Below are 24,790 nucleotides of genomic sequence, written 5' to 3'. Positions count from 1 at the left end.
CTTAAGGAGGAGTGTTGGGCAGGAATCAGGGAATCTTGAGGTGAAAACCCGGAGTCTGTCTGTGAAACTTGCTCCCCACCCCGGTATTACCCCCAAAATCCACTCACATGCACGGAATCACCGTGAGTTTTCGCTTATTCACCCTCTCTTGAGGCGAGTTCCCTGTCGAGAATCAGAAGCGCTGCGGGATTGTCCTCTGCGAGCTTCATCTGCTCGACGACTTCCTCGGCGCTTTTCTCCTCCTCGACCTGTTCTTCTATGAACCAGTGGAGCATTACTAAAGTTGCCTGATCGTTTTTCGAGGCGGCGAGATCATAAATGTTGTTTATCATTCCCGTAACCTCCCTTTCATGCTCCAGAACCTCCTCGAACATTTCAAGGAACGCTCCGAACTCAGACGGGGGCTGCTCTATCGAATCAAGGGTTACCCTGCCGCCCCTGTCGATCAGGTAATCAAAGAACTTCAACGCATGCACAAGCTCCTCTTCGCTCTGCTTGCGAAGCCAGCTTGCGAAACCGGAAAAGTTTTTGGATTCACAATAGGCGGACATCGAAAGATATAGATAGGATGAATAGTACTCGTTTCTTATCTGCGTGTTTATTGCGTCCTGTACGTCGCTGTCAATCATTTTAATTCCTCCTTGGTTTCTTGTTTTGCATCTTTAATGATAACCTGCTTGTTAAAAATTACTACTAGATGGTAATTATTTCCAACAAGATCCCCGCCCGATTATGACTGGCGCTCTGCATGCTGTATAATAACGGGGTTGTAAATATCCGAACCTGTATTATATACTTTAAATAGGCTTGTTGTATCGAGGAGGAGAAAATGTCAGATCCCGAAAACGTTAACGAAAAAGTCCTTCCACTCCTTCCACTTCGCGACGTAGTTATATACCCCTACATGCTGGCCCCTCTTTTCGTGGGCAGGGAAAAATCCATCAAGGCCCTTGAGGAGGCTGCTAAGGGCAGCAAGGAAATATTCCTTTCGGCGCAGAAAGACGCGAAGGTGAACGAACCCGGGAACGAGGATATGTACAGAATCGGGACCATCGGAACGATAGTTCAGATGCTCCGGCTTCCGGACGGTACCGTGAAGGTTCTTGTCGAGGGCAAAAAGAGGGCCTCAATATCCGGCTTTGTTTCTCACAAGGACATGTTCGTCGTAAAAGTAAAGGAGATAGAGGAACCTTCGGGGGAAAGCGTCGAGGTTGAAGCGCTCATGCGTTCGGCGACCAAGCTTTTCGAGGATTACGTGAAACTCAACACGAAGATCCCCTCGGAAACCCTCGTGACTTTCATGTCCATTGACGAACCGGGCAAGCTCGGCGACACGGTCGCTTCGCATCTTAGCATGAAGCTTTCGGACAAGCAGGAGATTCTCGAGGTTCTCCATCCGCTCGAGAGGCTGGAGAAGCTTTGCGAGAAGATGCAGTCCGAGCTCGAGATACTCCAGATGGAGAAGCGCATAGGAAAGAGGGTCAAAAAGCAGATGGAGAAGGCCCAGAGGGAGTATTACCTCAACGAGCAGATGAAGGCAATTCAGAAGGAGCTCGGCACGGGCGATGAACTTAAAAGCGAAATAGACGAGTTTGAGGAAAAGCTTCGGGAGAAGGAGCTTCCCGAGGATGTTGAGCAGAGGGTAAAAAGAGAGATAAACAAGCTTCGCATGATGTCCTCCATGTCGGCCGAGGCTACTGTGGTGAGAAACTATATCGACTGGCTTTTGGATCTGCCGTGGATAAAGGAGAGTACCGAGGACCGTCTTGACATCAAGGAAGCCGCGTCGATTCTCGACGAGGATCACTACGGCCTTGAAAAACCCAAGGAGAGGATACTTGAATATCTGGCGGTTAGGGTTCTGGCCGAGAAGCTTAAGGGCCCGATAATCTGTTTCGTAGGACCCCCGGGCGTGGGAAAGACCTCTTTGGCCAAGTCCATAGCGCGCGCGATGGGCCGCAAGTTCGTCAGGACGTCTCTTGGCGGGGTAAGGGACGAGGCCGAGATAAGGGGACACAGGAGGACCTACATAGGAGCCCTTCCAGGCAAGATCATACAGGGAATGAAAAAGGCCGGAACCGTAAATCCTGTCTTTCTCCTCGACGAGATCGACAAGCTTGGGATGGACTTCAGGGGAGATCCGGCTTCGGCGCTTCTTGAGGCCCTTGACCCTGAGCAGAACTCAAATTTCAACGATCATTACATCGAGGCCGATTACGACCTCTCGAAGGTGATGTTCATAATGACGGCGAACGTGCTGCACACGATTCCCTGGGCGCTTCAGGACCGAATGGAGATAATCCGTCTTCCGGGCTACACGGAGCAGGAGAAACTCCAGATAGCCAGGAAATTCCTTATAGGGAAGCAGAAGAACGATCACGGCCTTAACGACCACAAGGTGACCATAAAAAACGAGGCCCTTCTGCAGATCATAAGAAGGTACACGAAGGAAAGCGGCGTGAGGAACCTAGAGAGGGAGATAGCGGCGCTTTGCAGGAAGGTTGCGAGGGAGATCGTTGAGAAGAAAAAGACCAAGGGAGTCAACATCACCGCCAAGAATGTCGGCAAATATCTCGGCACTCCCAAGTACGAGTACGGGGAGATTGAGCAGACCGACCAGGTGGGAGCCGCCACGGGACTTGCGTGGACGGAGCTTGGAGGGGAGCTTCTTACGATAGAGGTTTCCATTGTTCCCGGCAAGGGGAATTTCACCGTTACCGGCAAGCTCGGCGAGGTGATGCAGGAATCCGCGCGCGCGGCGATGAGCTACGTGAGGAGCCGGGCGCAGCGCCTGGGGCTTGAAAGGCTTTTCTATCAGAACGTGGATATACACATTCACGTTCCCGAGGGAGCTACTCCCAAGGATGGGCCGAGCGCCGGCATAGCGATAGCAAGCGCCATTACGAGCGCCATTACGAGAAAGCCCATAAACAGGGAAATCGCAATGACGGGAGAGATCACGCTTCGCGGAAGAGTGCTTACCATCGGGGGGCTCAAGGAGAAAATCCTCGCCGCCCACAGGGGCAGGGTGAAGGAAGTGCTGATTCCCGTAGAGAACAAGAAAGACATTGAGGACATACCGGAGAACGTGAGAAAAGAGGTAAAGATAACTCCAGTGGAACATATGGACGAAGTTGTTGAAAAGGTGCTTCTCTCGGATGAGCCTGTGCTCAAGAACTTCGTAGTTCCCAAGGCCGGTTACCCCCTCGAGGCCGACCCGGTGCCGAAGAACATAAACTGAAGGCAAGCAGTTGCTTAGTGTTTCAAAAGCCCCGAGGCGGTCGTTGCCGCTTCGGGGCTTTTTGGTTTAGGGAAGATTCGTAAAGTGAAGCCATACATAAAAGGAAGGGGATCCCAGGAGAACCCCGCGGGAAGGTTCGAGCGGATTGATTTTGTTGCGGACGAGGATGCGCCCGTCTCTGACGGCGCCCCCAGAACCGTTTACTACAGGGACCGGACGAAAACCATAATCTCCTACAACCAGAGTCCCGATGTTTCCTTTGACGCGAGCATCAATCCCTACCGGGGATGCGAGCACGGATGCGTTTACTGCTACGCAAGGCCCACGCACGAATACCTGGGGCTCTCCGCGGGGCTTGATTTCGAAACAAAGATTTTCGTAAAGCAGAATGCCCCCGAGCTTCTGAGAAAGGAGCTTCGCTCGGCGAAATGGGTTCCTAAGCCGATAGCGATAAGCGGGGTTACCGACTGCTATCAGCCGGCGGAAAAGCATTTCCAGATAACGAGAAAATGCCTAGAGGTTCTGAGGGAATTCCAAAACCCGGTCGGGATAGTAACTAAACACTATCTGGTGACCCGCGATATTGATATTCTCTCCGACATGGCCAGAATCGGCTGCGCGAGCGTGGTTATTTCCGTCACGACGCTTGACGGCGAACTTTCAAGAAAGATGGAACCCAGAGCGTCGCAGCCCGAATACAGGCTCAGGGCAATAGCCAGGCTTGCGGACGCCGACATTCCCGTGACGGTGCTCATAGCTCCGGTGATTCCCGGACTAACTGACCATGAGATTCCGGAGATAATGAAAGAAGCTTCGTCCCGCGGAGCGGTCGACGCGGGTTACGTGATGCTCAGGCTTCCCTACGGAGTTGCCGACATATTCTCCGAGTGGCTTGAGCGCCACTACCCCGACAGAAAGAAAAAGATACTGGGGCGAATCGAGTCTATGAGGGACGGAGACCTTAACTCTTCTCGCTACCGCGTCCGGATGAAGGGCAAGGGAATTTTCGCGGAGCAGACCGAAAGGATCTTTCGCGTGGCTTACGGGAAGTTCGGTTTTGGGGGAAGGAAGGCGCCTCTTGATGTTTCCCGCTTCAGAAGAGACGGGCCCGCCCAGCTCGAGCTTTTCTGATAAGCCGTGTGAGAGAAGGGAGGCGGCCTATCTTGCCTCCTCGAGTTTCTCAATCAGTTCCTTTATTTCCTTTGACTTTATTTTCATGCTTACCTTGTTGACGATCAACTTCGCGCTTACCTCCGCTACCACCTCCACTATCTCAAGATCGTTTTTCTTAAGGGTTTCTCCCGTGGCCGTAAGATCAACTATAGCGTCGCAAAGCCCTATTATGGGGGCAAGCTCAACCGAACCGTAGAGTTTTATGACTTCCGTGCTTATGCCTTTTTTGTTGTAGAAATCGCTTGCGGTCTTCGGGTACTTTGTCGCGACCCGCAAGGATGCCTTGCCCGATTTCTCAAAGCCCTTCGGAGCGGCGACCACCATCTTGCATTTTCCTATTCTGAGGTCAAGAGGCTCGTAGAGGTTGCATTCCTGCTCCATCAGCGTGTCCTTGCCGACTATTCCGCAGTCCGCGGCGCCGTACTCGACGTAGGAGGTAACGTCTGTGGGTCTCACTATAAGCAGTCTCATCCCCGCCTCTTCGAACTCGAATATGAGTTTTCTCGAATCCTTTATTATCTCCGTTATGTCTACCGAGGCCTTCTTGAAGAGATCGACGGTCTCCTCAAGCAGCCTCCCCCTGGGCGTCGCTATCGTTATCACTCTTTTTCCCTCCAGATGCTGGCTCCTACTGACCGCAGTTTTTCATCAAGTTTCTCGTATCCCCGGTCAAGATGATAGGTTCTCGACACTTCCGTCCTGCCGGCGCCGCAAAGCCCCGCCAGCACGAGCGAGGCACTCGCCCGAAGATCGCTTGCCATGATCGGGGCGCCCCTCATCTCCCGGACACCTCTTACCACGGCGCTGTTTCCGACAAGCTTTATATCCGCGCCCATCCTCCGCAGTTCGGCGGTGTGCATGAACCTCTGCGGAAATATGTTTTCCGTTATGACGCTCATTCCGTCGGCAACGCACATGAGTATCATCATCTGAGCCTGCATGTCGGTCGGGAATCCCGGATACGGAAGCGTGGAGAAGTCTATGCTTTTTATCTTCCCTGTGCCCCGCACCCTGATGGAGTTCCCGTTTTTTTCTATTTCTGTTCCCGTCTGAAGCAGTTTCCCCGTGAGTGCCCCAAGGTGCTCGAACCTGCAGTCCCTGATCACGAGATCGCTTTCATTAAGGGCACCGGCTATCATCAGCGTCCCCGCCTCTATCCTGTCGGGCATTACGCTGTAGCCACTCAGCGGACCGAGCGAGCTTACCCCCGTTATCGTTATTATATCCGTTCCGGCCCCTTCTATTTTCGCTCCCATCAGATTGAGGGCGTTTGCCAGATCCGCCACTTCGGGTTCGCATGCGGCGTTCAGTATGACGGTTTCTCCTTCGCAGACGCTTGCCAGCAGCATTATGTTTTCGGTACCCGTAACGGTCGAGAGATCAAAGGGCACGGTGGTTCCCTCGAGTTTTTTCGCGACGGCGCTTACGTACCCGTCCTCAAGCTGCACCGACGTCCCGAGGATTCGAAGCCCCTTTATGTGCTGATCAATGGGCCTCTCTCCTATCGCGCATCCTCCGGGAAGCGAAACTTCGGCTTTTTTAAACCTGGCCACAAGCGGTCCCAGAACCAGCACGGAAGCCCTCATCGTCTTTACCAGGTCGTAGGGAGCCTTGTAGCGGTCGATGCCTGCTGAGTCAACGAGCAGCTCCCCGTCTGCGTACTCGCATCTCGCGCCCAGGGTTTCGAGAAGCTTCATCATGGTCCGCACGTCCGCCAGATCCGGCACGTTCGAGATGGTGTTCTCCCCGTCGTTAAGTATGCAGGCCGCCATTATGGGAAGGACGGCGTTTTTCGCTCCGCCGACCGACACCTCTCCAGAAAGCCTGTTTTTCCCTTCTATTACTATTTTTTCCAAGTTGCCCTCACTACCCTTTTTACGCCAGCTATATCGGTCTTGAAGTCTATATCCGAAAAACCGCTTCCGCTGATTACTCTCTCCGCGCTCTCCGCCTGGGAGGCCCCGATTTCAAGAAGCAGAAACCCATCTTCTCGAAGCGCGGTTCCCGCCGTGGCCGCTATTTCCCTTATGCACGCAAGCCCGTCCTTTCCGCCGAGAAGAGCCGTGCGTGGCTCGTAGCCCCTTATCTGCGGGGAGAGCTCCGCGTACTCCGCTTCGGACACGTAAGGCGGGTTGGAAATTATGATGTCAAACGAAGATTCTGCAAAGCAGCCCAGAAGATCCGAGCGGATGAACCGGACACGCGCGCCGTGCGTGCGTGCGTTTCTATCCGCTATCCCAAGCGCCGCGGCGGATACATCCGAGGCGAAAACCTCGCAGCCTCGCACTTCAAGAGCCAGGGTTACGGCGAGGCACCCGCTTCCCGTTCCGAGGTCGAGGATACGTGGATTTTTCATCCGTCCCGCGGTTTTCATGGCGAGTTCCACAAGCGTTTCGGTTTCCGGTCTCGGTATCAGGACGTCGCGGGTCACAATAAAAGGCCTCGAGCAGAATTCCCGATTGCCGGTAACATACGCGAGGGGTTCTCCAGCGAGGCGTCGGCGAAGGAGCTCTTCGAACGCTTCTGCGCGCTCGGGGTCCACGCGTCTCTCCGGATGCGCGTAGAATTCCAGCGGGTCCGTGCCGAGGCTTCTTGCGAGTATCGCCCTTGTTTCGACCCCCGGGCACTCGAAACCGTTTTCCTCGAAGCTTTTTCTGCTTTTCAGGTAAAGTTCTTTAATTTCCATCTGAGCATGAACCGATGAGTGTATACGCAGAAGGCGCGTTTTCAAGTTCCGCATTCCCGAATCCGCCGCGGCGTCCCGAACAGTTTCACGGCAGACCCGGATTACACTCGGCGGAAAATTGTGATAGATTAAGAACAGGTGAAGATTCCTCGCCGGAAGAACTAATCAGGAGATACTGACATGAAAACATACACGAAAGATGGACCCCTCCCCGACAACAGAACCTCTGCGAAGGCGGGGGGGGCGGCTTTTTTCACTTTTATAATGTCGCTGCTTGTCCTTTTTTCCTACACGGACCCGCTGCGCGCCCATGATTATACCGATATCCCGGTCCGCGAAGGGCGCGCGAACAACCACGGAGCTGACAGCGTAACAGCAAAAGACGTCACGGCCGGGAACATGGAAGAAATGCGGGAACTTGTGCTGCACGCGAGAGATCACATGAAGCAGCTTGTGGATTACCCGAGAGGTCTCGCGCCCTTTCTTCAGAAAATTGAGCAGGAAGGAGGGGACTGGCGCAGGGACGGGATATACATATTCCGGATAAGCGGAGAAGGTGCGATACAGCCGCCCCATCCGCGTTATCCCCTCGCCCAGGGCGGAACCTTGAATGAATATTCTCCCATGCGGGAACTCAGAGGAGAGCTTGAGAACACGCAGAAGGGGTCAGCCGCGTGCGTTGATTATATCTTTGAGGATGAAGACAGGGCGGCGTGCATAGCTTCTTCCGACCTGGACTATCAAACGCCGCCGTTTCCGGCCATCTTGGTCGCGGGGCTTGACCACAATTTCTCCGACCTGTCTTTTTCCGGCCTGGAGTGTCCGTATTATGTTCTCGAAACGAGCGCCGCCGACGTGGTGGACAGGGATACGCTCAAGAAATTCGTGGATGAAGTTGCGGAATTCTACGTCGACCTGGTGGGACGGATAGGCACATCGAGGTTTATTAACTCGCTCAGCTGTTTCAGGGTTCTGCCCTGGAAAAATGATTCCGTCTACCTTTTCGCCATGACCGATGACACCCAGCTGGTTGTCTTTAACGGCAATACACCCGGCCTTGAGAACAGAAGTCTTAATGTTGTGGATGCAAACGGAATCAATGTCGGAGACCTGATAGTGAGCGCCCTTGCGGACAAGCCCTCGCATGAAGGGGCATTTGTTGAATATCTGTGGGATGATCCGGCGGACGGTATTCCCCCGATAACCGAAGAGGGAAAGGCTCCGGGTGATGTGCCGAAGTTAAGCTATGTAGTCGGAGCCCCGCTCGGGGACAGCGGAAGACGCGTCATCTGGGGTTCCGGCATCTATCCCGAAACAGACAACGACGATGGCTGCGCGATCGCCGTCGGCGCGGACGCGCCCGGAAACGCCCTGCTCAATTTCTTCATGACAGTTCTGTTCCTGCTCCCGGCGGTTTTCCTTAAAAAACGCCCGGGAGCAAAGCGAACCTTTGTGCGAAGCGGGCCGGCGGCCTGCCTTGTCTGTACGTTGGCAGCACTTGTTTTTCTGTCGGGTCCCGACACGGCCTCTGCCCACGACGGTGAACACGTTGCTGACAGCGTAACCGCAAAAGATGTCACGGCAGCGGACGAGATGGGGATGATGGAGTTTGTTCTGCACGCGAAAGCTCACTGGGAAGGTATAGACGATCCGAACGACAACATAAAGTTCGAGAAAAGCCTGACCGTGGACGGCGGGGACTGGAAAAACGACACCATATACCTCATGGCGATAGACGAAGACGGAACGATTTATACTCACGCGCACGACCCTGAGCAGCAGAACGGAACACTGCTGCACATTTCAGAACAGCAGCCGACGCTGACGCTTCTTCCCGAAGTGATCCGGCTTGTTGACAGGGCGAATGAATCGGCGGAAGGGGGCTGCGTTCATTATGTGCCGGAAGCGTACGAAGACCCCCGGGAACATGTGGACGAAGGGCATGAAGATCATGAGGAGAGGGTAGCGTGTTCCGTCAAATTCACTCATCCCGTCTGGAAAACCGATCTTGTCCTTCTTGCCGGCTATCATCATGATCATGAGGAGCACGATCACACGAGTCTGAGTTTTGATGACGTAAGATGCCCCTATTTCGTCAGTGAAATCATTGATGAGGAACCCTATTTCAGACAGGGAATAACTGCCAACAAGGTTACAGACAGCGATACGCTGAAGGGTTTTGTGGGAGAATTCATAAAGCATTTAAGCGAGCAGGTGAATGAAGCCGGGCAGACTCCTGCAAAGCTTGCGACCATACGCAACTGCTGGAGGGCGCTTCCGTGGAAATACGGGGCCGTCTACCTGTTTGTCATGACGGAGAGCGACCGGCTTGTGTTTTTTAACGGGAATTCCCCGGTACTTGAAAACGGGACCTTCGATGTTGTGGACGACAACGGATGTAACGTAGGTGACGAGGTGGTCAGGGTGGCAAATGATGAGCCGAGGCGGTGCAGGGACCTAGGGCTGCTGCCCGGGGATGCCGGGGGCTTTGTTGAGTACCTCTGGGATGATCCGACTGACTCCACTCCCGCTCTCTCGGTAGAAGGCACGGCCCCGGGTGATGTGCCGAAGCTTAGCTATGTGGAGAAGGTGAGGTTTGATGGTTTTCTCGGTGGCCAGACCCTTATAGTCGGTTCCGGATATCATCCTGAAACAGGCGACGACGATGGCGGGTGCGCGGTCGCCGCGACTTCCGCCAAGGCCGGGGGAGCTTTATTCAACCTGCTAGCGGTTGTGGCGGTGATGTTTTCCGCTGCTCTGCTCGGAAGCCGTTTCGAAGGAAAGTAGATTCCGCGGCATGGCAAAAACGGGGCGCGGCCCGAGCTCTGTTTGCCGGGCGGGTTTCCTTGTCGGATACGTATGTCGTTGAATCCGGATGAAATTGAAAGAGAGAATAGACGGGGTAGAACAGAGAATCGGGGAAGCGTGCCGGAAGTCGGGGAGAAAACGGGAGGATGTGCTGCTGGTAGCCGTCTCCAAAAAATTCCCTCTTGATGTGATTTTCGAGGCCCGAAGGCTCGGGCTTCGGGATTTCGGGGAGAACTATGCCCAGGAGCTTCGCGACAAGCAGAAAGAGGCGGAGGACCGCGCGATTCGCTGGCATTTCATAGGAGCCCTTCAGAGAAACAAGGTGAAGTACGTCGTCGGCAAGGCGGATCTTGTGCACGCGGTTGACAATATGCCCCTTGTTGCGGAACTTGATAAGAGGGCTGCGGCGGGAGCAACGCGCGTGCGCGCGCTTGTGGAGATAAACGGAGGGGAGGAGAGCAAAAACGGGATAAAGGCAGACGAGCTTCCGGAGTTTCTCGAAAACGCCTCGGGGTTCCGAAACGTCTCGCTTGAGGGCCTCATGATCATGCCGCCTTACTTTGAGGATCCCGAGATGAGCAGACCGTGGTTCTCGGAGATGAGAGAGACGAGGGACAGGGTGGCTGGGGAGTTTCCCGGCATACGCGAGCTTTCAATGGGCATGAGCAACGATTTCGAGGTGGCGATTGAAGAAGGCGCCACGATTATCAGGGTCGGTTCGGCGATTTTCGGTCCGAGGCCCAAGTGAGTTTGAAAATGAAAAAGACAGCATTCATAGGAGCGGGAAACATGGCCGAGGCGATGGTAAGGGGACTTCTCGCATCGGGAAGCTTTAGCAAAAAGGACGTAACGCTCTCGGACGTAGACACCGAGAGGCTCTCTTACCTGTCTTCACGGTACGGAGTCGCGACCACTTCCGAGAACCGCGAAGCGGTGAAAAAGTCCGATATAGTTGTCTTTTCGGTAAAGCCCCAGGTAATACCCGAGGTCTGCGGGGAAGTGAAAAATGTCGCCACCAGAGACAAGCTCTACGTGTCGATCGCCGCCGGAGTGGGGCATTCACTAATAAAAAAGCTTGTCGGAAGGGAGATAAAGCTCGCGCGGGTCATGCCCAACACCCCGAGCCTCGTGCTTGAAGGAGCGTCCTGCGTTTATTTCGGGGAGGGGTTCTCCGGTGAGGAAGAAGATCTGGTTCTCGAAATTCTGGGCTCCTTGGGAAAAGCTTTCCAGGTTGAGAGCGAGGGGCTTATGGACGCCGTTACGGCCCTTTCCGGAAGCGGTCCGGCGTTTGTGTCGATTTTCATCGAGGCGCTCTGCGACGGCGCGGTCAAGATGGGGCTCCCGAGAAAGCTCGCGACGGACCTTGCCGCGCAGACCGTTCTGGGCACCTCGAAAATGATTCAGGAAGGCGCCGGGCACCCCGCCGAGATAAAGGACATGGTCACGTCGCCCGGGGGGACCACGGCAAGCGGGATTCATTCGCTTGAGCGGGGTGGTTTCCGGGCCGCCGTGATATCCGCTATCGAGTCCGCGGCCAGACGTTCCGCGGAACTTTCAGGAGAGGAGGACTGACATGGAAATATTAGGAGGCAATTTCTTAAGGGCCATCGCCGAAGTTGTGAACATACTTCTTAGCGTTTACATATGGCTCATAGTGGGACGGGCGATACTTTCATGGGTGAATCCCGACCCGTATAACCCCATAGTGAGGTTTCTTTACTCGGCCACGGAACCGGTTCTGGGTTTTGCAAGAAGATACATCCCTCCCATCGGGGGCTCATTAGACCTTAGCCCCATAGTGGTTCTGCTTCTGATAGTCTTCATAAAGCGCGCTGTCGTCAATTCTCTTTTCCAGCTTGCGGCCGGTTTGTAACAGCCTCCCGGGAAGGGATATTGGGGACATGCCACCCGGATTTTAAAACGCCTGCGGAACACAAATGGCGTAGCCAGAAGGGGTTTCAGATTGAAACCACACCGATGATCTACTAAATTTAACTAAATTAGTATAATATTAGTATTTCTATCTCCCTCGTATCATTATATATTCGATGATCCACATTTTATTTTCTTGTTAAAACCACACCAACATTCTCTTGGCGGGACTTGTAAAACACTCTGCAGGCATATACGATAGAGGTCCTGTAAAAATTCTGACGCAAGGAGAGATCAAAAATGAAAATTTCACTTCTGGGTGGAACGGGAGACATAGCGGAAGGTCTGGTGCTGCGGTGGTCAAAAGCGGGGCATGAGATCTACATAGGTTCGAGGAGCGAGGAAAAAGCGCTCGGAATAGCGTCGGGCCACGCGGAAACGCTAAACGGGCTCGGAATCGAATCGAACATACACGGCATGGCGAACGCGGACGCGGCGGCGGCTTCCGAGGTGATAATAATAAGCATTCCTCCCGAGTACGCGGCGGCCACAGTGGCGGGATGCGGGGACAGCATCACGGATCAGATAGTCGTAACCCCGGTGGTTTCCATGAAGAGGGAAGGCAAGACTTTTCTGTTCGATCCTCCCGCACAGGGTTCTTCGGCTCTTGAGATAAAGGACGCGCTTCCCGAAACGGCGAGGCTGGTGTCCGCTTATCACAATCTTCCCGCAAACGAACTTGCCAAAATAGACGAGGACCTTGATTACGACGTGGTCATATGCGGGGATGACGAGGGAGCTAAAGAGGTGATCAAGAACCTTACCGAGGAAATGAAGAACCTTAGGGTGCTTGACGCGGGTCCGCTCGAGATCTCCTCGATGATAGAGTCGCTTACGCCCCTTATCGTTAACCTTAACGTAAGGTACAAGCCCTCGCATTTTTCAGTCAAGTTCGTCTGAGGCTTCATTCTCCGATAATCTGGACGATTACCCTTCTTGTTCTTGGGCGGTTGTCGAAGTCAACAAGCACTATCTGCTGCCAGGTGCCGAGTAACGGACCGCTTTCTGAGAATGGAACCGTGAGCGAGGGACCGAGCACAGACGCTCTCACGTGCGAGTGACCGTTTCCGTCGCCCCATCTGGCGTTGTGCTCGTAGTGCATGGCCTCCGGCGCCATTCTTTCAAACGCGTCTTTTAAGTCTGAGAGCATCCCGCTTTCGTACTCTATGGTCGTGACCGCGCAGGTCGAGCCGGCGACAAAGACCGTGGCCGTCCCCGAAGACAGTTCCGCCTTGGAGAGTTCGCGGCTCACCTGAGGAGTTATGTCCAGTATGTCGCAGTCGCCCTGGGTGCTTATCGTAAATGATTTCGTTTCAACCGGCATCCTGTCCTCAGAAAAGTTGCAGCTGGCGCGGCTTTTTATGTGCCGTTACGTTCCACCCGTCCTTCTCGAGCCCCTCCGTGAAGCTGTCGCTGAAGTTTCCTCTTATGATCACGTTCTCGGGCCTTGAGATGCCGAGATACTCCGAGATCTCGTCGTATCCGAAGTGGTTGCTTAAGGGAAACGCCACCTCGGCCCGCAGAGCCGATCTGATGAACGTTCCGTTTTCCATTGAGCGGCCGCTTATCACCGCAACCTTCTTTCTTTGGAGGTTCTCGACGACGGCGGAGCCCCTGTAGGAAAGAGGGGCTATCAGGACCTTGTTTTTAAAATGCTTTCTCTTTATCCCTCCGTAGGGAGGAATCTTCACCCCGAGTTCCCCATAGAGCCTTAGAGTCTTAACCATCGCGGGATGAAGGCTCATCTCTATTTCTCTCTCCCCGAGGAAAAGTATAAGGTCCTGCGCTTTTCCCACGGGGTTTACCAGAATTACCGGCACGCTGTCCTCGAACAGCGTCCTGTTTACGAATTCAAATATGGATTCCATTACTACTTCGGGCGGCGGGAAAATGAACTTCCGTGCTCCGTAAGCGCAATCTACGACCAGCGTGTCGCACCTTCTGAGTTCCGCGTAACCGGCGGTGGCGGTATTTTTAAGCTTGAAGCCGCCCGCGTAAATGATTCTCTTTCCGTCTTTTTCGACGACTACCTGAGCCGCCCCGAGCATCTGTCCCGAAGGGATAAGCTCAATCGAGTAGCTGCCCAGGGTGAAAGGTTTTCCGCAAGGGGAAGAAAGAACCGCGGAGTCTTTAATCTTTTTCCCCAGAAGCTTTATCGTTTCGGGCGTAGCTATGATTTTTTCGCTTTGGGGAAGTTTGTTCAGGTTTGCGCTTGTGACAAAAGAAAGCGGCACGGCCCGTTTCGAGTCGAAGTATATATCGGTACCGGAAAGCTTTATTTCAGAGCTAGAACTGATCTCCAGCATACGGAAGGAAATTTACTTTAGTTTTTCCTTCATAACAAGCGGTCCGCCCCGTCCCCGCCGACTTCCTGAATCGGTCGCTTGGCGGCGGCTGATAAGATGTTTGTTCTACAGATATCTCGGGACGAGAAAACGGCCGAGGTCGCCGGTTTTCTCGGTCGTTATATGGTTTGTTCAATGGGAAAGGCTTTTTGTTGCGGGGAGACCCGCAGATCGGACTATGGTAGTCGTGGCACGAGGGAGCTTGCCGCATTTTTCCCTGAGAAGTGCTTGACAGACATATTGCTTTCTTGTTTTAATTGATCGAGTAAATGCCGCTAACGACGCGGCGGAAGTCGGGGTTCTTTAGGACTTTGACTGAACAAGTAAGTAAGGAGGATGTAATGGAAATCTTAATGCGAAATACTGTTTTTAAGACAACGGCCTTTGCGGGTCTTTTTTTGTGCGTGCTGGCGCTCGGAGGCGTCTTTCCTAGTATTACGGCATCGGTACACGCTACGCACAATCAAGGTTTTATACACGCTGAAGATGTAGGTACCGACCAGGGAAAGCTTGAACAGTTTGTAAAGGCTGCGATTGACGCCTATTACATAGATTTTATTTTCAGGCAATGCGAGTTTCCCGATAACATTTCTCAGCTTATGACTGCTAGTGGCGTTGATCTTGCGACCACACCTGTTGAGACGATAAAAGGATTTATTCCTCTGGCTGCCGGGTTTCCTGATTTGGCAATGAACATAGGAGAATATTGCGACTATACGCAACCCTTCAGCGAGGTGTTCAGGTCAGAAGACGCAGAAGACGGGGAGTGGGAATCGGGTTCCATATACCTTTTTGTTATGGATGATCAAGGAACGCTACTTTTTGTCGGAGCTGATCCAGATAGTGAAGGGGAAGTTCTGCGGGCCATTGACGCAGGTGGAAGAAATGTTGCGCAGGCAATTATTGGCAAAGCTAAAGAAAATCCTAAGGAGGGTGGCTTTGTCGATTATTGCTGGGACGATCCCGCTACTGAAGATGACGACGTAGGTGACAGCGATCCTTTGATAGCCCCAGGTGATTCATGGAAGATGAGCTACGTTGTGGACCCCTTCGAACTCTTGGGGTCGCCGAAACCCGCCGGTTCTTCAAACGTTATCTTCGGTTCCGGCATCTATCCGAAAACGGGCACCCCGCCGAAAGGATGTGACGGGGATGGAATGGTTGGTGACGAGGAAGAGATGGATGACATGGATGACATGGAAGAACCCGTAGAGGAATCCATGGATGAACCTAGGGAAATGGAAATGCCGACGGGCACCGTTGATAGCGTTAGTGGGGGGGGGTGCGCGATTATGTCTGGAAGCGACGGTACGCCTCAGAACACTGCGTTTAATCTGCTGCTGTCCGCACTGTTCCTTGCCGTATCATTCGGAAACCGTGCAGTGAGCAGATGGAACGGCAATAGCTCTTAGTTTTTAGGGATGTTTTTTGATTAAGGCACCTTTCCAGAGCGGACTGGTGTTTTAGCGAGAAGATGAGTAAAGGGGGAGCGTCGCTTGGCGTTCCCCCTTTTTTGTCAGTTGATTTCTATCTTCTTTGAGGGCTCATCTTGCTTTCTCGGTAGGGTGAGGCACAGGATGCCGTCTTTGTACTCGGCCGTTATGTTTTCCCTCTCTATGTTGTCGTCAAGGAAAAAACTTCTCTCGAACAGTCCGTAGGATCTCTCGACCCTGAGGTATCCTTCCTTCTCGGTCCTGTTCTCAAGCTTTCTTTCTCCCTTTATCGTAAGCCGGTTGTCCTTTACGTCTATGTCAAGGTCTTCCCTGCTTACCCCGGGAAGTTCCGCCGATAAAACGAAATTGTTTCCGTCGTCAAAAATATCAACTCTCGGACTCCGGCCACTCTCCGCCGCGTCGGAATCAAAAACCCTCGGGAAGACGCTTGCGAAGTTGCGAAAGACGTTGGCTGGCTCCAATAGATTCACCGCGTATTTCATTGTCTTTACCTCCGTTAAATGAATTTTTTATCCCCGTTTCCCCTTCCGCAATTCCATATTAATCATCATCCGGGGGCACTCAAGGAAAAACTTTTTGTTTCCCCCGGGTTGTATTTCCCCCCAAATAATGGTTTGTTTGATTACGGGAGAACCACTCATGGCGAGACGACAGGGCGGATATCTGGTCTCAAGGGCTCTTTACGATCTGGGAGTGAGAGACATCTTTACCCTCGGAGGGGGACACATAAACCCTGTTTACAGGGCATGCACGGATCTTGGCATAAGGCTTGTCGACACCCATCATGAGCAGGGAGCCGCGATGGCGGCGGATGCTTACGGAAGACTCAGAAGAGTGCCTGGGATATGTCTTGTGACGGCGGGTCCCGGACTTACAAACGCCCTCACGGGGGTATCGGGTTCTTATCTGGCAAATTCTCCAATGATGCTGATTTCGGGACGTTCGGGGATCGAGGAGAACGACAGGATGTCCCTTCAGGAGATAGACCAGGAAGCAATCGTAAGGCCCGTTACGAAGTGGGCGAGGACGGTTTACGAAGTCGGAAGGCTCGAGGAATATGTCTCGGCCGCCTACGGGGCCGCGATCTCTGCCAGGCCGGGGCCTGCGTACCTTGGAATGTCCTACGAGGTCCTTTACCCCAGTTGCGATGAAAAGGAGACTTCACCCGCAAGGGCTCCCGTTCCGGATACCGACTGCGAACCGCCCGAGCACAAGATCTCGGAATTTTTCCGGTTGCTTTCCGACTCAAAAAGACCCGTTGTGATTGTCGGAAGCGGCGGATGGTACTCGGGTGCGGAGCAAAGCATTTTGGAATTCGCGGAAACACTTGGAGCGCCTTTTTTCACTCTTAACATGGGAAGAGGGATCCTGCCGGATAACCATAAATGCTGCTTCGGGGCGGCATCACCTGCAAGTCCCGGGGGATTCAGGGAGATAAGCGCAAACGCGGATCTTGTGATTCTTCTCGGCATAAGGCTCAGCATCTACGCCGGGTTCGGAAAGACAATAAACCCCGGGGCCAAGACGGTCCAGGTGGATATCCATCCCGAGGAGATCGGGAGAAACCGCCCGGCCGATCTCGGGGTAGTCTGCGATCTCGGTTCTTTCCTCGCCAAGGCGAATCTTTACGCCCGGGAAAACAAGAGAAGCTTCGATTTTCGTTCCTGGATGAAGGATGCCCGTTCCTCAAGGTCCCGCGCCCGCGCGGCGTTTCGCCGGACCGTTTCCAAATCGAAGGGAATCCACCCGGCCACGGTAGCAAAAACTGTTTCCGATTACTTGGGGGGAGGGGGGGTAATCGCGGTTGACGGCGGAGACTGCCAGTCATGGACAGACCTTTCATCCGAAGTAAGAACCCCTGGGCATTACCTTAAGGGAGGCCCGCTTGGATGCATGGGCGTCGGAGTGCCTTTTGCCCTCGGGGCAAAGGTCGCTTTTCCCGAAAAGCCCGTGGTGCTCGTGACCGGAGATGGAGCCGTGGCCATGAATTTCATGGAGATGGAAACCGCGGTGAGACACTCTATCCCGTTTGTGGTTGTGGTCTGCAACGATTCCGCGTGGGGAATGACCAAGCATCAGATAGAGATAACCTATCCTGACGCGGGGGTGACCCAGGGAGTGGACCTCGGTTTTGTTGATTTTCACGAAATAATAAAAGCAATGGGCGGGTACGGGGAGAAGATAGAGGATATAAAAGACCTGACCCCAGGCTTGGAAAGGGCTTTTTCCTCGGGACTCCCTTCAGTGATCAACGTGAGAACCGACCCTGATGCGGTAAGCGGCGCAACGCGGGTGATCACGGAGATGATGATGAGGGCGATGGACTGAAGTTTCCTTTCGAGGGGCTTTGCAGTCAGTCGTTTTTAAGCACGGCCAGAAAAGCTTCCTGCGGTATCTCCACCCTTCCTACCTGCTTCATCCTCTTTTTTCCCTCTTTCTGTTTCTCAAGAAGTTTTCTTTTTCTGGTGACGTCTCCCCCGTAGCACTTCGAAGTAACGTCCTTCCTCATCGCCTTTACGGATTCGCGGGCTATGACCCTGCTTCCGATTGCGGCCTGTATGGCTACCTCGTAGAGCTGGCGGGGTATAAGCGACCGGAGTTTTCCTATAAGTCCTCTCCCCCTCTCGTAGGCCTTGTCCTTGTGGGAGATTATCGAGAGCGCATCGACTATGTTTCCGTTAACTAGGATATCGAGCTTTATGAGGTCTGAGTCCTTGTATCCGGCGGGTTCGTAATCCATCGAGGCGTAGCCCTTGGTGACGGATTTTAGATTGTCGTAAAAATCGTAGACTATTTCTGCGAGGGGAAGTTCGTATTCGATTATGGCCCTGTTTTCAGTCACGTAGCTTAGGTTCCTCTGTATGCCCCTTCTTTTCTCGCAGAGCTCGAATATCTGCCCCAGATAATCCGAAGGGGTGTGAACGGAGACGTACACGTACGGTTCCTGGAGCCGGGCCGAGCGGTCGCCGGTCGGAAGCTCGCTGGGATTGTCGACGTACACCTCCCTTCCTCCCGGATAGACGGCCTTGTAAATGACGGTCGGCGCGGTAGTTATGAGATTTACCTCGAATTCCCTCTCCACCCTCTCCCGCACGATTTCCATATGTAGCAGCCCGAGGAAGCCGCAGCGGAAACCGAACCCAAGCGCCAATGACGTCTCGGGCTCGTAAACAAGTGACGAGTCATTGAGCTTGAGCTTCTCGAGCCCTTCCTTGAGCCTGTCGTAATCTCCCGTGTCGATGGGGTAGAGCCCGCTGAAGACCATGGGCTTTATGACCTTGAATCCCTCGAGGGGGTTTTTGATGGGGGAATCGGCATCCGTTATCGTGTCACCGACTCCAGCTTCCCCGATTTCCTTTATGGAGGCGGTTATGAATCCGACCTGTCCCGTCGTGAGCTGCTCAAGTTCCTCTGCCTGCGGAGCAAACGCACCTATCTTCCGCACCTCGTATTTTTTGCCAGTTGCCATGAGCTTGATTCTCATGCCAAGTCTTACCGTTCCCTCGTATATCCTCACCAGCATCACGACGCCCTGGTATGAGTCGAACCAGCTGTCGAATATGAGCGCTTTGAGCCTCGAGTCCTCGGGGCTCTTAGGCGGCGGTACGAGCGCCACGATCGATTCCAGTATCTCCTTCGTGCCGGTTCCGTCCTTGGCGCTTGCCAAAACGGCGTCCTCGGTGGAGATTCCGACTATATCCTCTATTTCTTTTTTCACTCTCTCGGGTTCGGCGGAAGGCAGGTCTATCTTGTTTATGACGGGTATCATCTCAAGCCCTGAATCAGCGGCCAGGTAAGCGTGGGCAAGCGTCTGGGCCTCAACTCCCTGGGAGGCGTCAACCACAAGCAGTGCTCCCTCGCACGCTATGAGGCTCCGCGAAACCTCGTAGCTGAAATCGACGTGCCCGGGGGTGTCTATCAGGTTGAACTCATAGGTTCTGCCGTCATCGGCTTTGTACTTCAGCCTTACCGCCTGGGCCTTTATGGTTATTCCCCTCTCCCTTTCTATTTCCATGTTGTCGAGGAACTGCTCGGTTTTCTCGCGTTCGCTGAGGGTGCCCGTGAACTCAAGAAGCCTGTCGGCAAGAGTTGATTTGCCGTGATCGACGTGAGCTATTATGGAGAAATTTCGAATTAGGTCCGTTTCCATGATCAGGCTGAAAGTATAAAGCAATGTCTTTATGTTTCAAACGGCGTGAAGGTTCATGTGCCTGAATGAAACCTGATCGTCCGCACTTGCTCCGCGGTGGTTTTTCTTAGGATTTGCAAGGAACTGTCATTACTTCTAAATTTTCCGTTTTCCTGAAATATTACGGTTTGAACTATGCTGTGTTCTGTGTTATGATCAAAAATCTGCATTATTAAGTTATGGAGGATTAAGATGAGAAAAGAAATTGTTGCGGGGCTTGCCGTGCTGCTCGTCGCGGGTTTGCTAAGTCCCTTGACGCACGCCTTTGAACTCGAAAAGCTCGTAGTGCTCGGAAGCCGTTTTGAGGAACGCAGCGTTTCAGACTCCCCCGTTCCCGTTGACGTCATAACCGAAGAGGAGATCGTCGCGACGGGCCAGACCGAGGTAGGAAGGATTATTCAGGAGCTCATACCGTCTTTTAATTTCTCGAGCTCGACCATAAGCGACGGAACAGACTCTCTTCGTCCCGCCACGCTTCGGGGCCTTGGGCCTGATCAGGTTCTGGTGCTTGTTAACGGAAAGCGCCGCCATAAAAGCGCTCTGATACACGTAAACACCTCCGTGGGTCGCGGTACCGCTGGTGTTGACATGAACACGATTCCCGTAAGTGCCATAAAGAGAATCGAGGTGCTGAGGGACGGTGCTTCAGCGCAGTACGGTTCAGATGCTATATCCGGTGTTATAAACATAGTCCTTAAGGACGGCTACGACGGCAAGATAACGGCGACTGCCGGACAGCTTTACGAAGGAGACGGAGAAACTCTTGTGGCGAGCATAAACAAGGGTTTTTCGCTTGGTGGGGAAAGCGTAGTTAATGCGACCCTTGAAGTAAGGGACAGAAGTAAATCCAACAGGGCCGGGGTAATGGGAGATATCCAGTATCCGGGCAGTGAATGTCTTGATGCGGATGGAAATGCGGCCCCGTGCGGAAGCCTGAGTGGTCCCCGGACGCTTTCAGCCAACAGTGTAAACGATCCCGAGCGCGTTTTTGACAGGGACAGGTTCAGAGTGGGTGACGCAGATTCCACGCACGTAAGCTTCGTGCTCAACATGAGAGCGCCGGTGGACCTGATGGACGGTGAGATTTACAGCTTCTTTGACCTGTCGAAGAGGGAAAACGAGAGCGGAGGTTTTTACAGAAGGGCGAATCAGCTTGACAGAAACCCTGCCGGATCAGCTTATCCGGATGGTTTTCTTCCTCTTATCAACACCAGCATAAATGATATCGCGTTCGGTGCGGGTTTTGAGGGAAACCTTACCGACAGCGTTGAAATGGACGCGAGTTATGTAGTGGGTGGAAACTCTTTTTCCTTTGAGATTACTGATTCCCATAACGCCTCATGGGTCAGGTGTCATACCGGTGAAGCGGAGCAATGTCTCTCCGATGCGGATTACACCGGTTCAATTCCACTGTCCGCCGATGCGGGAGAGCTGAAGCTTCTTCAGCATACACTGAATCTTGATTTTACGGCTCCCTTTACGTTTGGAAATCTCGCTTGGGGAGGTGAGTACAGAAGGGAGGAATATGAGATAGAAGCCGGCGAACGGTATTCATACGAAGACTACGATGGTCCTGGAGGCAGAGGGTCTCCCGGAATACAGGTATTTCCAGGCTTCAAACCTAGCAATGAGCTCTCGGAAGCGAGGGATGCTTTTTCCGCTTACGCCGACGCAGAGGTTGATGTAGGGGAGATGTTGCTTTTAAGTCCTGCGGTGCGCTACGAGAACTACAGCGATTTCGGAAACACCTTTAACGGAAAGCTCTCCGCCCGAGCCGGACTTTCCGATTCATTTGCCCTTAGGGGTTCCGCGAGCACGGGTTTTAGGGCTCCTTCCATGCAGCAGATTTATTTCAACAACGTCTCGACACAGTTCAATCTTAATGAGCAGACAGAAGAATTTGACGCGTTTGAAGTGGGCACTTTCCGCAATGACAGTGATCTTGCGAGGATGATAGGAGTTCCGGAGCTTAAAGAAGAAACTTCAAGGAATTTCAGCGCCGGTTTCGTGTTTAACCCGCTTCCCGCTTTCACAATTACAACCGATTTCTATTACATACTGATTGATGATCGTATTATCCTGAGCGGAAGGATTAGCGAGGGCAATGAAGCCATTCCTCAATCGGTAAGGGATAGCGTAGGGGCGCAGCAGGGCCAGTTCTTCATGAACGTTGCGGACACTACGACCAAGGGAGTGGATGTGGTCGCGAGTTATGATCATTCCTTTTCCGACAATTCTACTTTAAAACTCGTTTTTGCCGGAACTGTAAACGAAACCGAGATCACGGACGTGAATCTTCCGCTCGGCCTTCCTGAAGAGCTTTTTACGGAGCAGGACCGTTCGATTATAGAAGAATGGCAGCCTAAGGACCGGTTCTCCCTTTCCGGGTCTTATTCAAAAGGATTCGCATCCCTGCTGGTTGCTGTTCACCGTTACGGAGAATATACGGTTGTTGACGGCGGAAAAAGCCAGACTTATGGCGCAAAGTACATTACCGATGCAAATCTTAGCCTGGAACTGGGCAAAGTCGGTACGCTTAAAGTTGGGGCCAACAACCTTTTTGATGTAAAGCCGGACAAAAACGAAATCGGCCAGTCAAGGGGCGGTAAAATATATGATCACGATGGGTCTCTTATAGTCGATTCTCCGGGAGTTTTCACCTACTCACGGCGCTCGGCACCTTTCGGATTTAACGGCGGTTATTACTACTTGGCTTACGAGTACAGCTTCTAGCCTCTATTGATGCAACGATATTATTTTCCTGCCGGGATGGATTTGTCCCGGCAGGAACTTTTCCCCAAAATCCTCTTATACCGCGGATGACCTTATTACCATAAGTTTTTCGTGGGTCATCTCGCGCATCGTGTACGGAATACCCCCCGTTCCGATTCCCGAGTGCCCGGCCCCACGAAAAGGCATCCAGTCGACCCGAAATGCGGTGTGATCGTTTACAAGCACCGAAGCCGCCTTTAACTCCTTCACGGCTTCAAGTGCGGTATCGATGTTCTTGGTGAATACTGACGCCTGAAACGAGTAGGGGAGACTGTTTGCCAGTTCTATGGCCTCGTCCATTTTCTCGTACGAGTAAACGGCTATGACGGGTCCGAAAATCTCCTCGCGCGAGAGCCTGCAGTTCTGGCTCGGGTTAAGGATTACCGTGGGTTCGTAGCAGGTTTTCCCTATTCTACTGCCTCCGCAAAGAAGCTCCCCGTCTTTTCTCAAAGCCTCTTTTACCCAGCTGTGAACTCTTGTGACCTCCTTCGGGCTTATGAGGGGTCCTATATGCGTTTCTTCGCTCGTCGGGTCTCCGACTTTTGTCTCAAGGGCGAGTTTTTTAAGTCCCCTAGCGACCTTTTTCACTACCGAGCTCTGTGCGAAAACCCTTTGCACGGAAACGCAGACCTGGCCCGCGTGGTAGAAGCCGCCTTTTGCAAGAAGGGGAAGCATGTCGTCTATGTCGGCGTCACGCTCTACTATCACGGGAGCCGCGCCTCCGTGCTCAAGAGCGCATCTTGTTCCCGGCGCGAGTCTTGATCTCAAATGCCATCCCACTTTGGCGGAGCCGATGAATGTGAGGTAGTTGACCCTTTTGTCGGTGGCCAGCGCTTCGGCGAGCGTATCGTCCACTATAACCGCGCAGGCCCATTTTTCCGGAAGACCGCTCTCGTAGAGAGCTTCAAGCAGGTTAAGGCAGGAAAGGGGAGTATTAAGTGCGGGTTTTATGATTACCGGGCAGCCGACGGCCACCGCGGGTATCACTTGGTGAACGGCGAGGTTAAAAGGGTGATTGAAGGCCGAGATGGCCACCACAACCCCTATAGGTTCCCTGAGAGTAAATGCCATCCTGTTAAGGGAAGCGGCGTTTGAGCCCATGGGTATTTCCTCTCCTCCGAGATTGGAGAGGGACTCGGTTGCCACCTTTATTCCGTTTACGGCCCTCGTAATCTCGACTCTTGTGTCAATGAGAGGTTTTCCTCCCTCTGCTGCTGCGTCCGCTACGATGCGGTCGTAGTTTCTCTCGACAAACTCTCTGGTCCGCTCGAGGATCTCTATTCTTTGCGGAATGGGAATTCTCTCTGACGGCCTATCGGCAAGAGCCCTTGCCTCGGAAAGCGCTTTTTGCATCTCCCTTTTGCTTGTCACGGGAATTTTTCTTATGAGTTTTTCGTCGTAGGCCCCAAGAACCTCAAGTGTTTTCGGCATGCTTTCTCCCTCCTCCTCCCTTCGGTGTGGATTTTGCTTTTTTAGATACCTGATTTTAAGGCACTTTACATGCCGACAGGGGGTGTTTATATTGAAAAATAGAGGTCGTTTTCATGATTATACGCAGAATTTTCCTGATTGTTTTTGCGGTTGCGGTTCTTGTTATTTGCCCCCTTCTGCCCGCAGGTGGCGAGCAGGCTGAAAAACCCCTGCCCGAGGGAGTCATGGGACTTACCGCGGAGCAGTGGAGGGAGAAGCTTTCTTCACTTGAGTACAAAGTTCTCTGGAAAAAAGGCACGGAAGCTCCTTTTTCGGGAGACCTGCTTTATAACAAGAAAAAGGGGACCTATGTCACTGCCGGCTGCGGACAGCCTGTTTTTTCCTCAGAGCATAAATACGATTCAAAAACCGGATGGCCGAGTTTCTGGAGGCCCATAAGTGAGGACGCAGTGAGGATAGTTCCCGATAACTCCTTCGGGCTCAGGCGCTATGAGGTAGTATCAAGTAAATGCGGGGAACACTTGGGACATGTTTTCAAAGATGGTCCTCCTCCGACGGGACTTCGGTACTGCATAAACTCGGTCGCTTTGGATTTCATCCCTTCCCAGTAACGCCGTTTTGCCTCGAGTTGCGGGTGTAATTTAGCTTGACATTGAATGCGCACCTGTGATAAAAGCATAATTAGCGGTCCCTGTCTTGGGACCAGGAACGGTTATGATCTCATACAGGAGGTATGGTTAGTATGGTTCCAATAGAAGC

The 24,790-nt window shown here is 53.0% G+C and carries 20 protein-coding genes; 11 read left to right on the top strand and 9 right to left on the bottom strand.

The window, feature by feature from the left end:
- Nucleotides 1-134: 134 nt before the first annotated feature.
- Nucleotides 135-629 (bottom strand): ferritin, encoded by a 495-nt coding sequence (locus tag OXG10_07085; protein ID MCY3827122.1) that lies wholly within the window; start codon nt 627-629, stop codon nt 135-137.
- Between the two features lie 200 nt (nt 630-829).
- On the opposite strand from OXG10_07085, the gene lon reads away from it, so the two are divergent.
- Both lon and OXG10_07075 read left to right on the top strand, forming a co-directional pair.
- Nucleotides 830-3,241, top strand: a complete 2,412-nt coding sequence (lon, locus tag OXG10_07080; GenBank protein MCY3827121.1) for an endopeptidase La — start codon at nt 830-832, stop codon at nt 3,239-3,241.
- Between the two features lie 84 nt (nt 3,242-3,325).
- Nucleotides 3,326-4,372 carry a PA0069 family radical SAM protein gene (locus tag OXG10_07075; GenBank protein MCY3827120.1) on the top strand — a complete coding sequence of 349 codons (1,047 nt, stop codon included), beginning with the start codon at nt 3,326-3,328 and terminating at the stop codon, nt 4,370-4,372.
- Nucleotides 4,373-4,399: 27 nt separating this feature from the next.
- Here the strand turns inward: OXG10_07075 and hisG are convergent, their stop codons facing one another.
- Genes hisG through prmC form a run of 3 tightly spaced genes read right to left on the bottom strand, consistent with a single transcriptional unit; the run spans nt 4,400 to nt 7,100 of the window.
- On the bottom strand, nt 4,400-5,017 hold the full coding sequence (gene hisG, locus OXG10_07070; GenBank protein ID MCY3827119.1) for an ATP phosphoribosyltransferase: 618 nt from the start codon (nt 5,015-5,017) through the stop codon (nt 4,400-4,402).
- Nucleotides 5,014-6,270, bottom strand: coding sequence for a UDP-N-acetylglucosamine 1-carboxyvinyltransferase (gene murA, locus OXG10_07065; GenBank protein MCY3827118.1), 1,257 nt, complete (start codon nt 6,268-6,270; stop codon nt 5,014-5,016). The genes hisG and murA overlap by 4 nt, the downstream gene beginning before the upstream one ends.
- Nucleotides 6,258-7,100, bottom strand: a complete 843-nt coding sequence (gene prmC / locus OXG10_07060) for a peptide chain release factor N(5)-glutamine methyltransferase (protein MCY3827117.1) — start codon at nt 7,098-7,100, stop codon at nt 6,258-6,260. Before prmC ends, murA begins: the two co-directional genes overlap by 13 nt.
- A gap of 180 nt (nt 7,101-7,280) precedes the next feature.
- Between prmC and OXG10_07055 the strand changes: the two genes are divergently transcribed.
- The 5 genes from OXG10_07055 to npdG all read left to right on the top strand — a co-directional run bounded on the left by OXG10_07055 (nt 7,281) and on the right by npdG (nt 12,740).
- Complete coding sequence (locus tag OXG10_07055; protein ID MCY3827116.1) at nt 7,281-9,887, top strand: hypothetical protein; 2,607 nt, start codon at nt 7,281-7,283, stop codon at nt 9,885-9,887.
- Nucleotides 9,888-9,975: 88 nt separating this feature from the next.
- On the top strand, nt 9,976-10,656 hold the full coding sequence (locus tag OXG10_07050) for a YggS family pyridoxal phosphate-dependent enzyme (protein ID MCY3827115.1): 681 nt from the start codon (nt 9,976-9,978) through the stop codon (nt 10,654-10,656).
- 8 nt (nt 10,657-10,664) lie between these two features.
- Nucleotides 10,665-11,480: a pyrroline-5-carboxylate reductase gene (proC, locus tag OXG10_07045; GenBank protein ID MCY3827114.1), complete on the top strand. Its 816-nt coding sequence runs from the start codon at nt 10,665-10,667 to the stop codon at nt 11,478-11,480.
- A gap of 1 nt (nt 11,481) precedes the next feature.
- A complete protein-coding gene (locus tag OXG10_07040) occupies nt 11,482-11,781 on the top strand; it encodes a YggT family protein (protein ID MCY3827113.1) in 300 nt (99 codons plus the stop codon).
- 299 nt (nt 11,782-12,080) lie between these two features.
- Entirely contained in the window at nt 12,081-12,740 is a 660-nt protein-coding gene (npdG, locus tag OXG10_07035) for an NADPH-dependent F420 reductase (protein ID MCY3827112.1), read from the top strand.
- Between the two features lie 4 nt (nt 12,741-12,744).
- Here npdG and OXG10_07030 read toward each other — a convergent pair whose 3' ends face one another.
- Together OXG10_07030 and OXG10_07025 are read right to left on the bottom strand one after the other, a co-directional pair.
- Nucleotides 12,745-13,164, bottom strand: coding sequence for a secondary thiamine-phosphate synthase enzyme YjbQ (locus tag OXG10_07030; GenBank protein ID MCY3827111.1), 420 nt, complete (start codon nt 13,162-13,164; stop codon nt 12,745-12,747).
- 7 nt (nt 13,165-13,171) lie between these two features.
- A complete protein-coding gene (locus OXG10_07025; protein ID MCY3827110.1) occupies nt 13,172-14,146 on the bottom strand; it encodes a hypothetical protein in 975 nt (324 codons plus the stop codon).
- 380 nt (nt 14,147-14,526) lie between these two features.
- Here OXG10_07025 and OXG10_07020 point away from each other — a divergent pair, with 380 nt between their 5' ends.
- Nucleotides 14,527-15,597 (top strand): cache domain-containing protein, encoded by a 1,071-nt coding sequence (locus OXG10_07020; protein ID MCY3827109.1) that lies wholly within the window; start codon nt 14,527-14,529, stop codon nt 15,595-15,597.
- Between the two features lie 104 nt (nt 15,598-15,701).
- Here the strand turns inward: OXG10_07020 and OXG10_07015 are convergent, their stop codons facing one another.
- Nucleotides 15,702-16,121, bottom strand: coding sequence for an Hsp20/alpha crystallin family protein (locus OXG10_07015; GenBank protein ID MCY3827108.1), 420 nt, complete (start codon nt 16,119-16,121; stop codon nt 15,702-15,704).
- 157 nt (nt 16,122-16,278) lie between these two features.
- Between OXG10_07015 and OXG10_07010 the strand changes: the two genes are divergently transcribed.
- Nucleotides 16,279-17,967: a thiamine pyrophosphate-binding protein gene (locus OXG10_07010; GenBank protein MCY3827107.1), complete on the top strand. Its 1,689-nt coding sequence runs from the start codon at nt 16,279-16,281 to the stop codon at nt 17,965-17,967.
- Between the two features lie 25 nt (nt 17,968-17,992).
- On the opposite strand, the gene lepA is transcribed toward OXG10_07010, so the two are convergent.
- Nucleotides 17,993-19,789 (bottom strand): translation elongation factor 4, encoded by a 1,797-nt coding sequence (lepA, locus tag OXG10_07005; GenBank protein MCY3827106.1) that lies wholly within the window; start codon nt 19,787-19,789, stop codon nt 17,993-17,995.
- Nucleotides 19,790-20,020: 231 nt separating this feature from the next.
- Between lepA and OXG10_07000 the strand changes: the two genes are divergently transcribed.
- Nucleotides 20,021-22,561, top strand: coding sequence for a TonB-dependent receptor (locus tag OXG10_07000; protein ID MCY3827105.1), 2,541 nt, complete (start codon nt 20,021-20,023; stop codon nt 22,559-22,561).
- A 75-nt stretch (nt 22,562-22,636) separates the two neighbouring features.
- Here the strand turns inward: OXG10_07000 and OXG10_06995 are convergent, their stop codons facing one another.
- Nucleotides 22,637-24,031 (bottom strand): aldehyde dehydrogenase family protein, encoded by a 1,395-nt coding sequence (locus OXG10_06995; GenBank protein MCY3827104.1) that lies wholly within the window; start codon nt 24,029-24,031, stop codon nt 22,637-22,639.
- 224 nt (nt 24,032-24,255) lie between these two features.
- Here OXG10_06995 and msrB point away from each other — a divergent pair, with 224 nt between their 5' ends.
- On the top strand, nt 24,256-24,642 hold the full coding sequence (gene msrB, locus OXG10_06990; protein ID MCY3827103.1) for a peptide-methionine (R)-S-oxide reductase MsrB: 387 nt from the start codon (nt 24,256-24,258) through the stop codon (nt 24,640-24,642).
- Nucleotides 24,643-24,790: the final 148 nt, after the last annotated feature.

This window comes from Candidatus Dadabacteria bacterium (assembly GCA_026706695.1).
GTDB lineage: Bacteria > Desulfobacterota_D > UBA1144 > Nemesobacterales > Nemesobacteraceae > Nemesobacter.
This window is presented reverse-complemented; position numbering and strand designations above follow the sequence as displayed.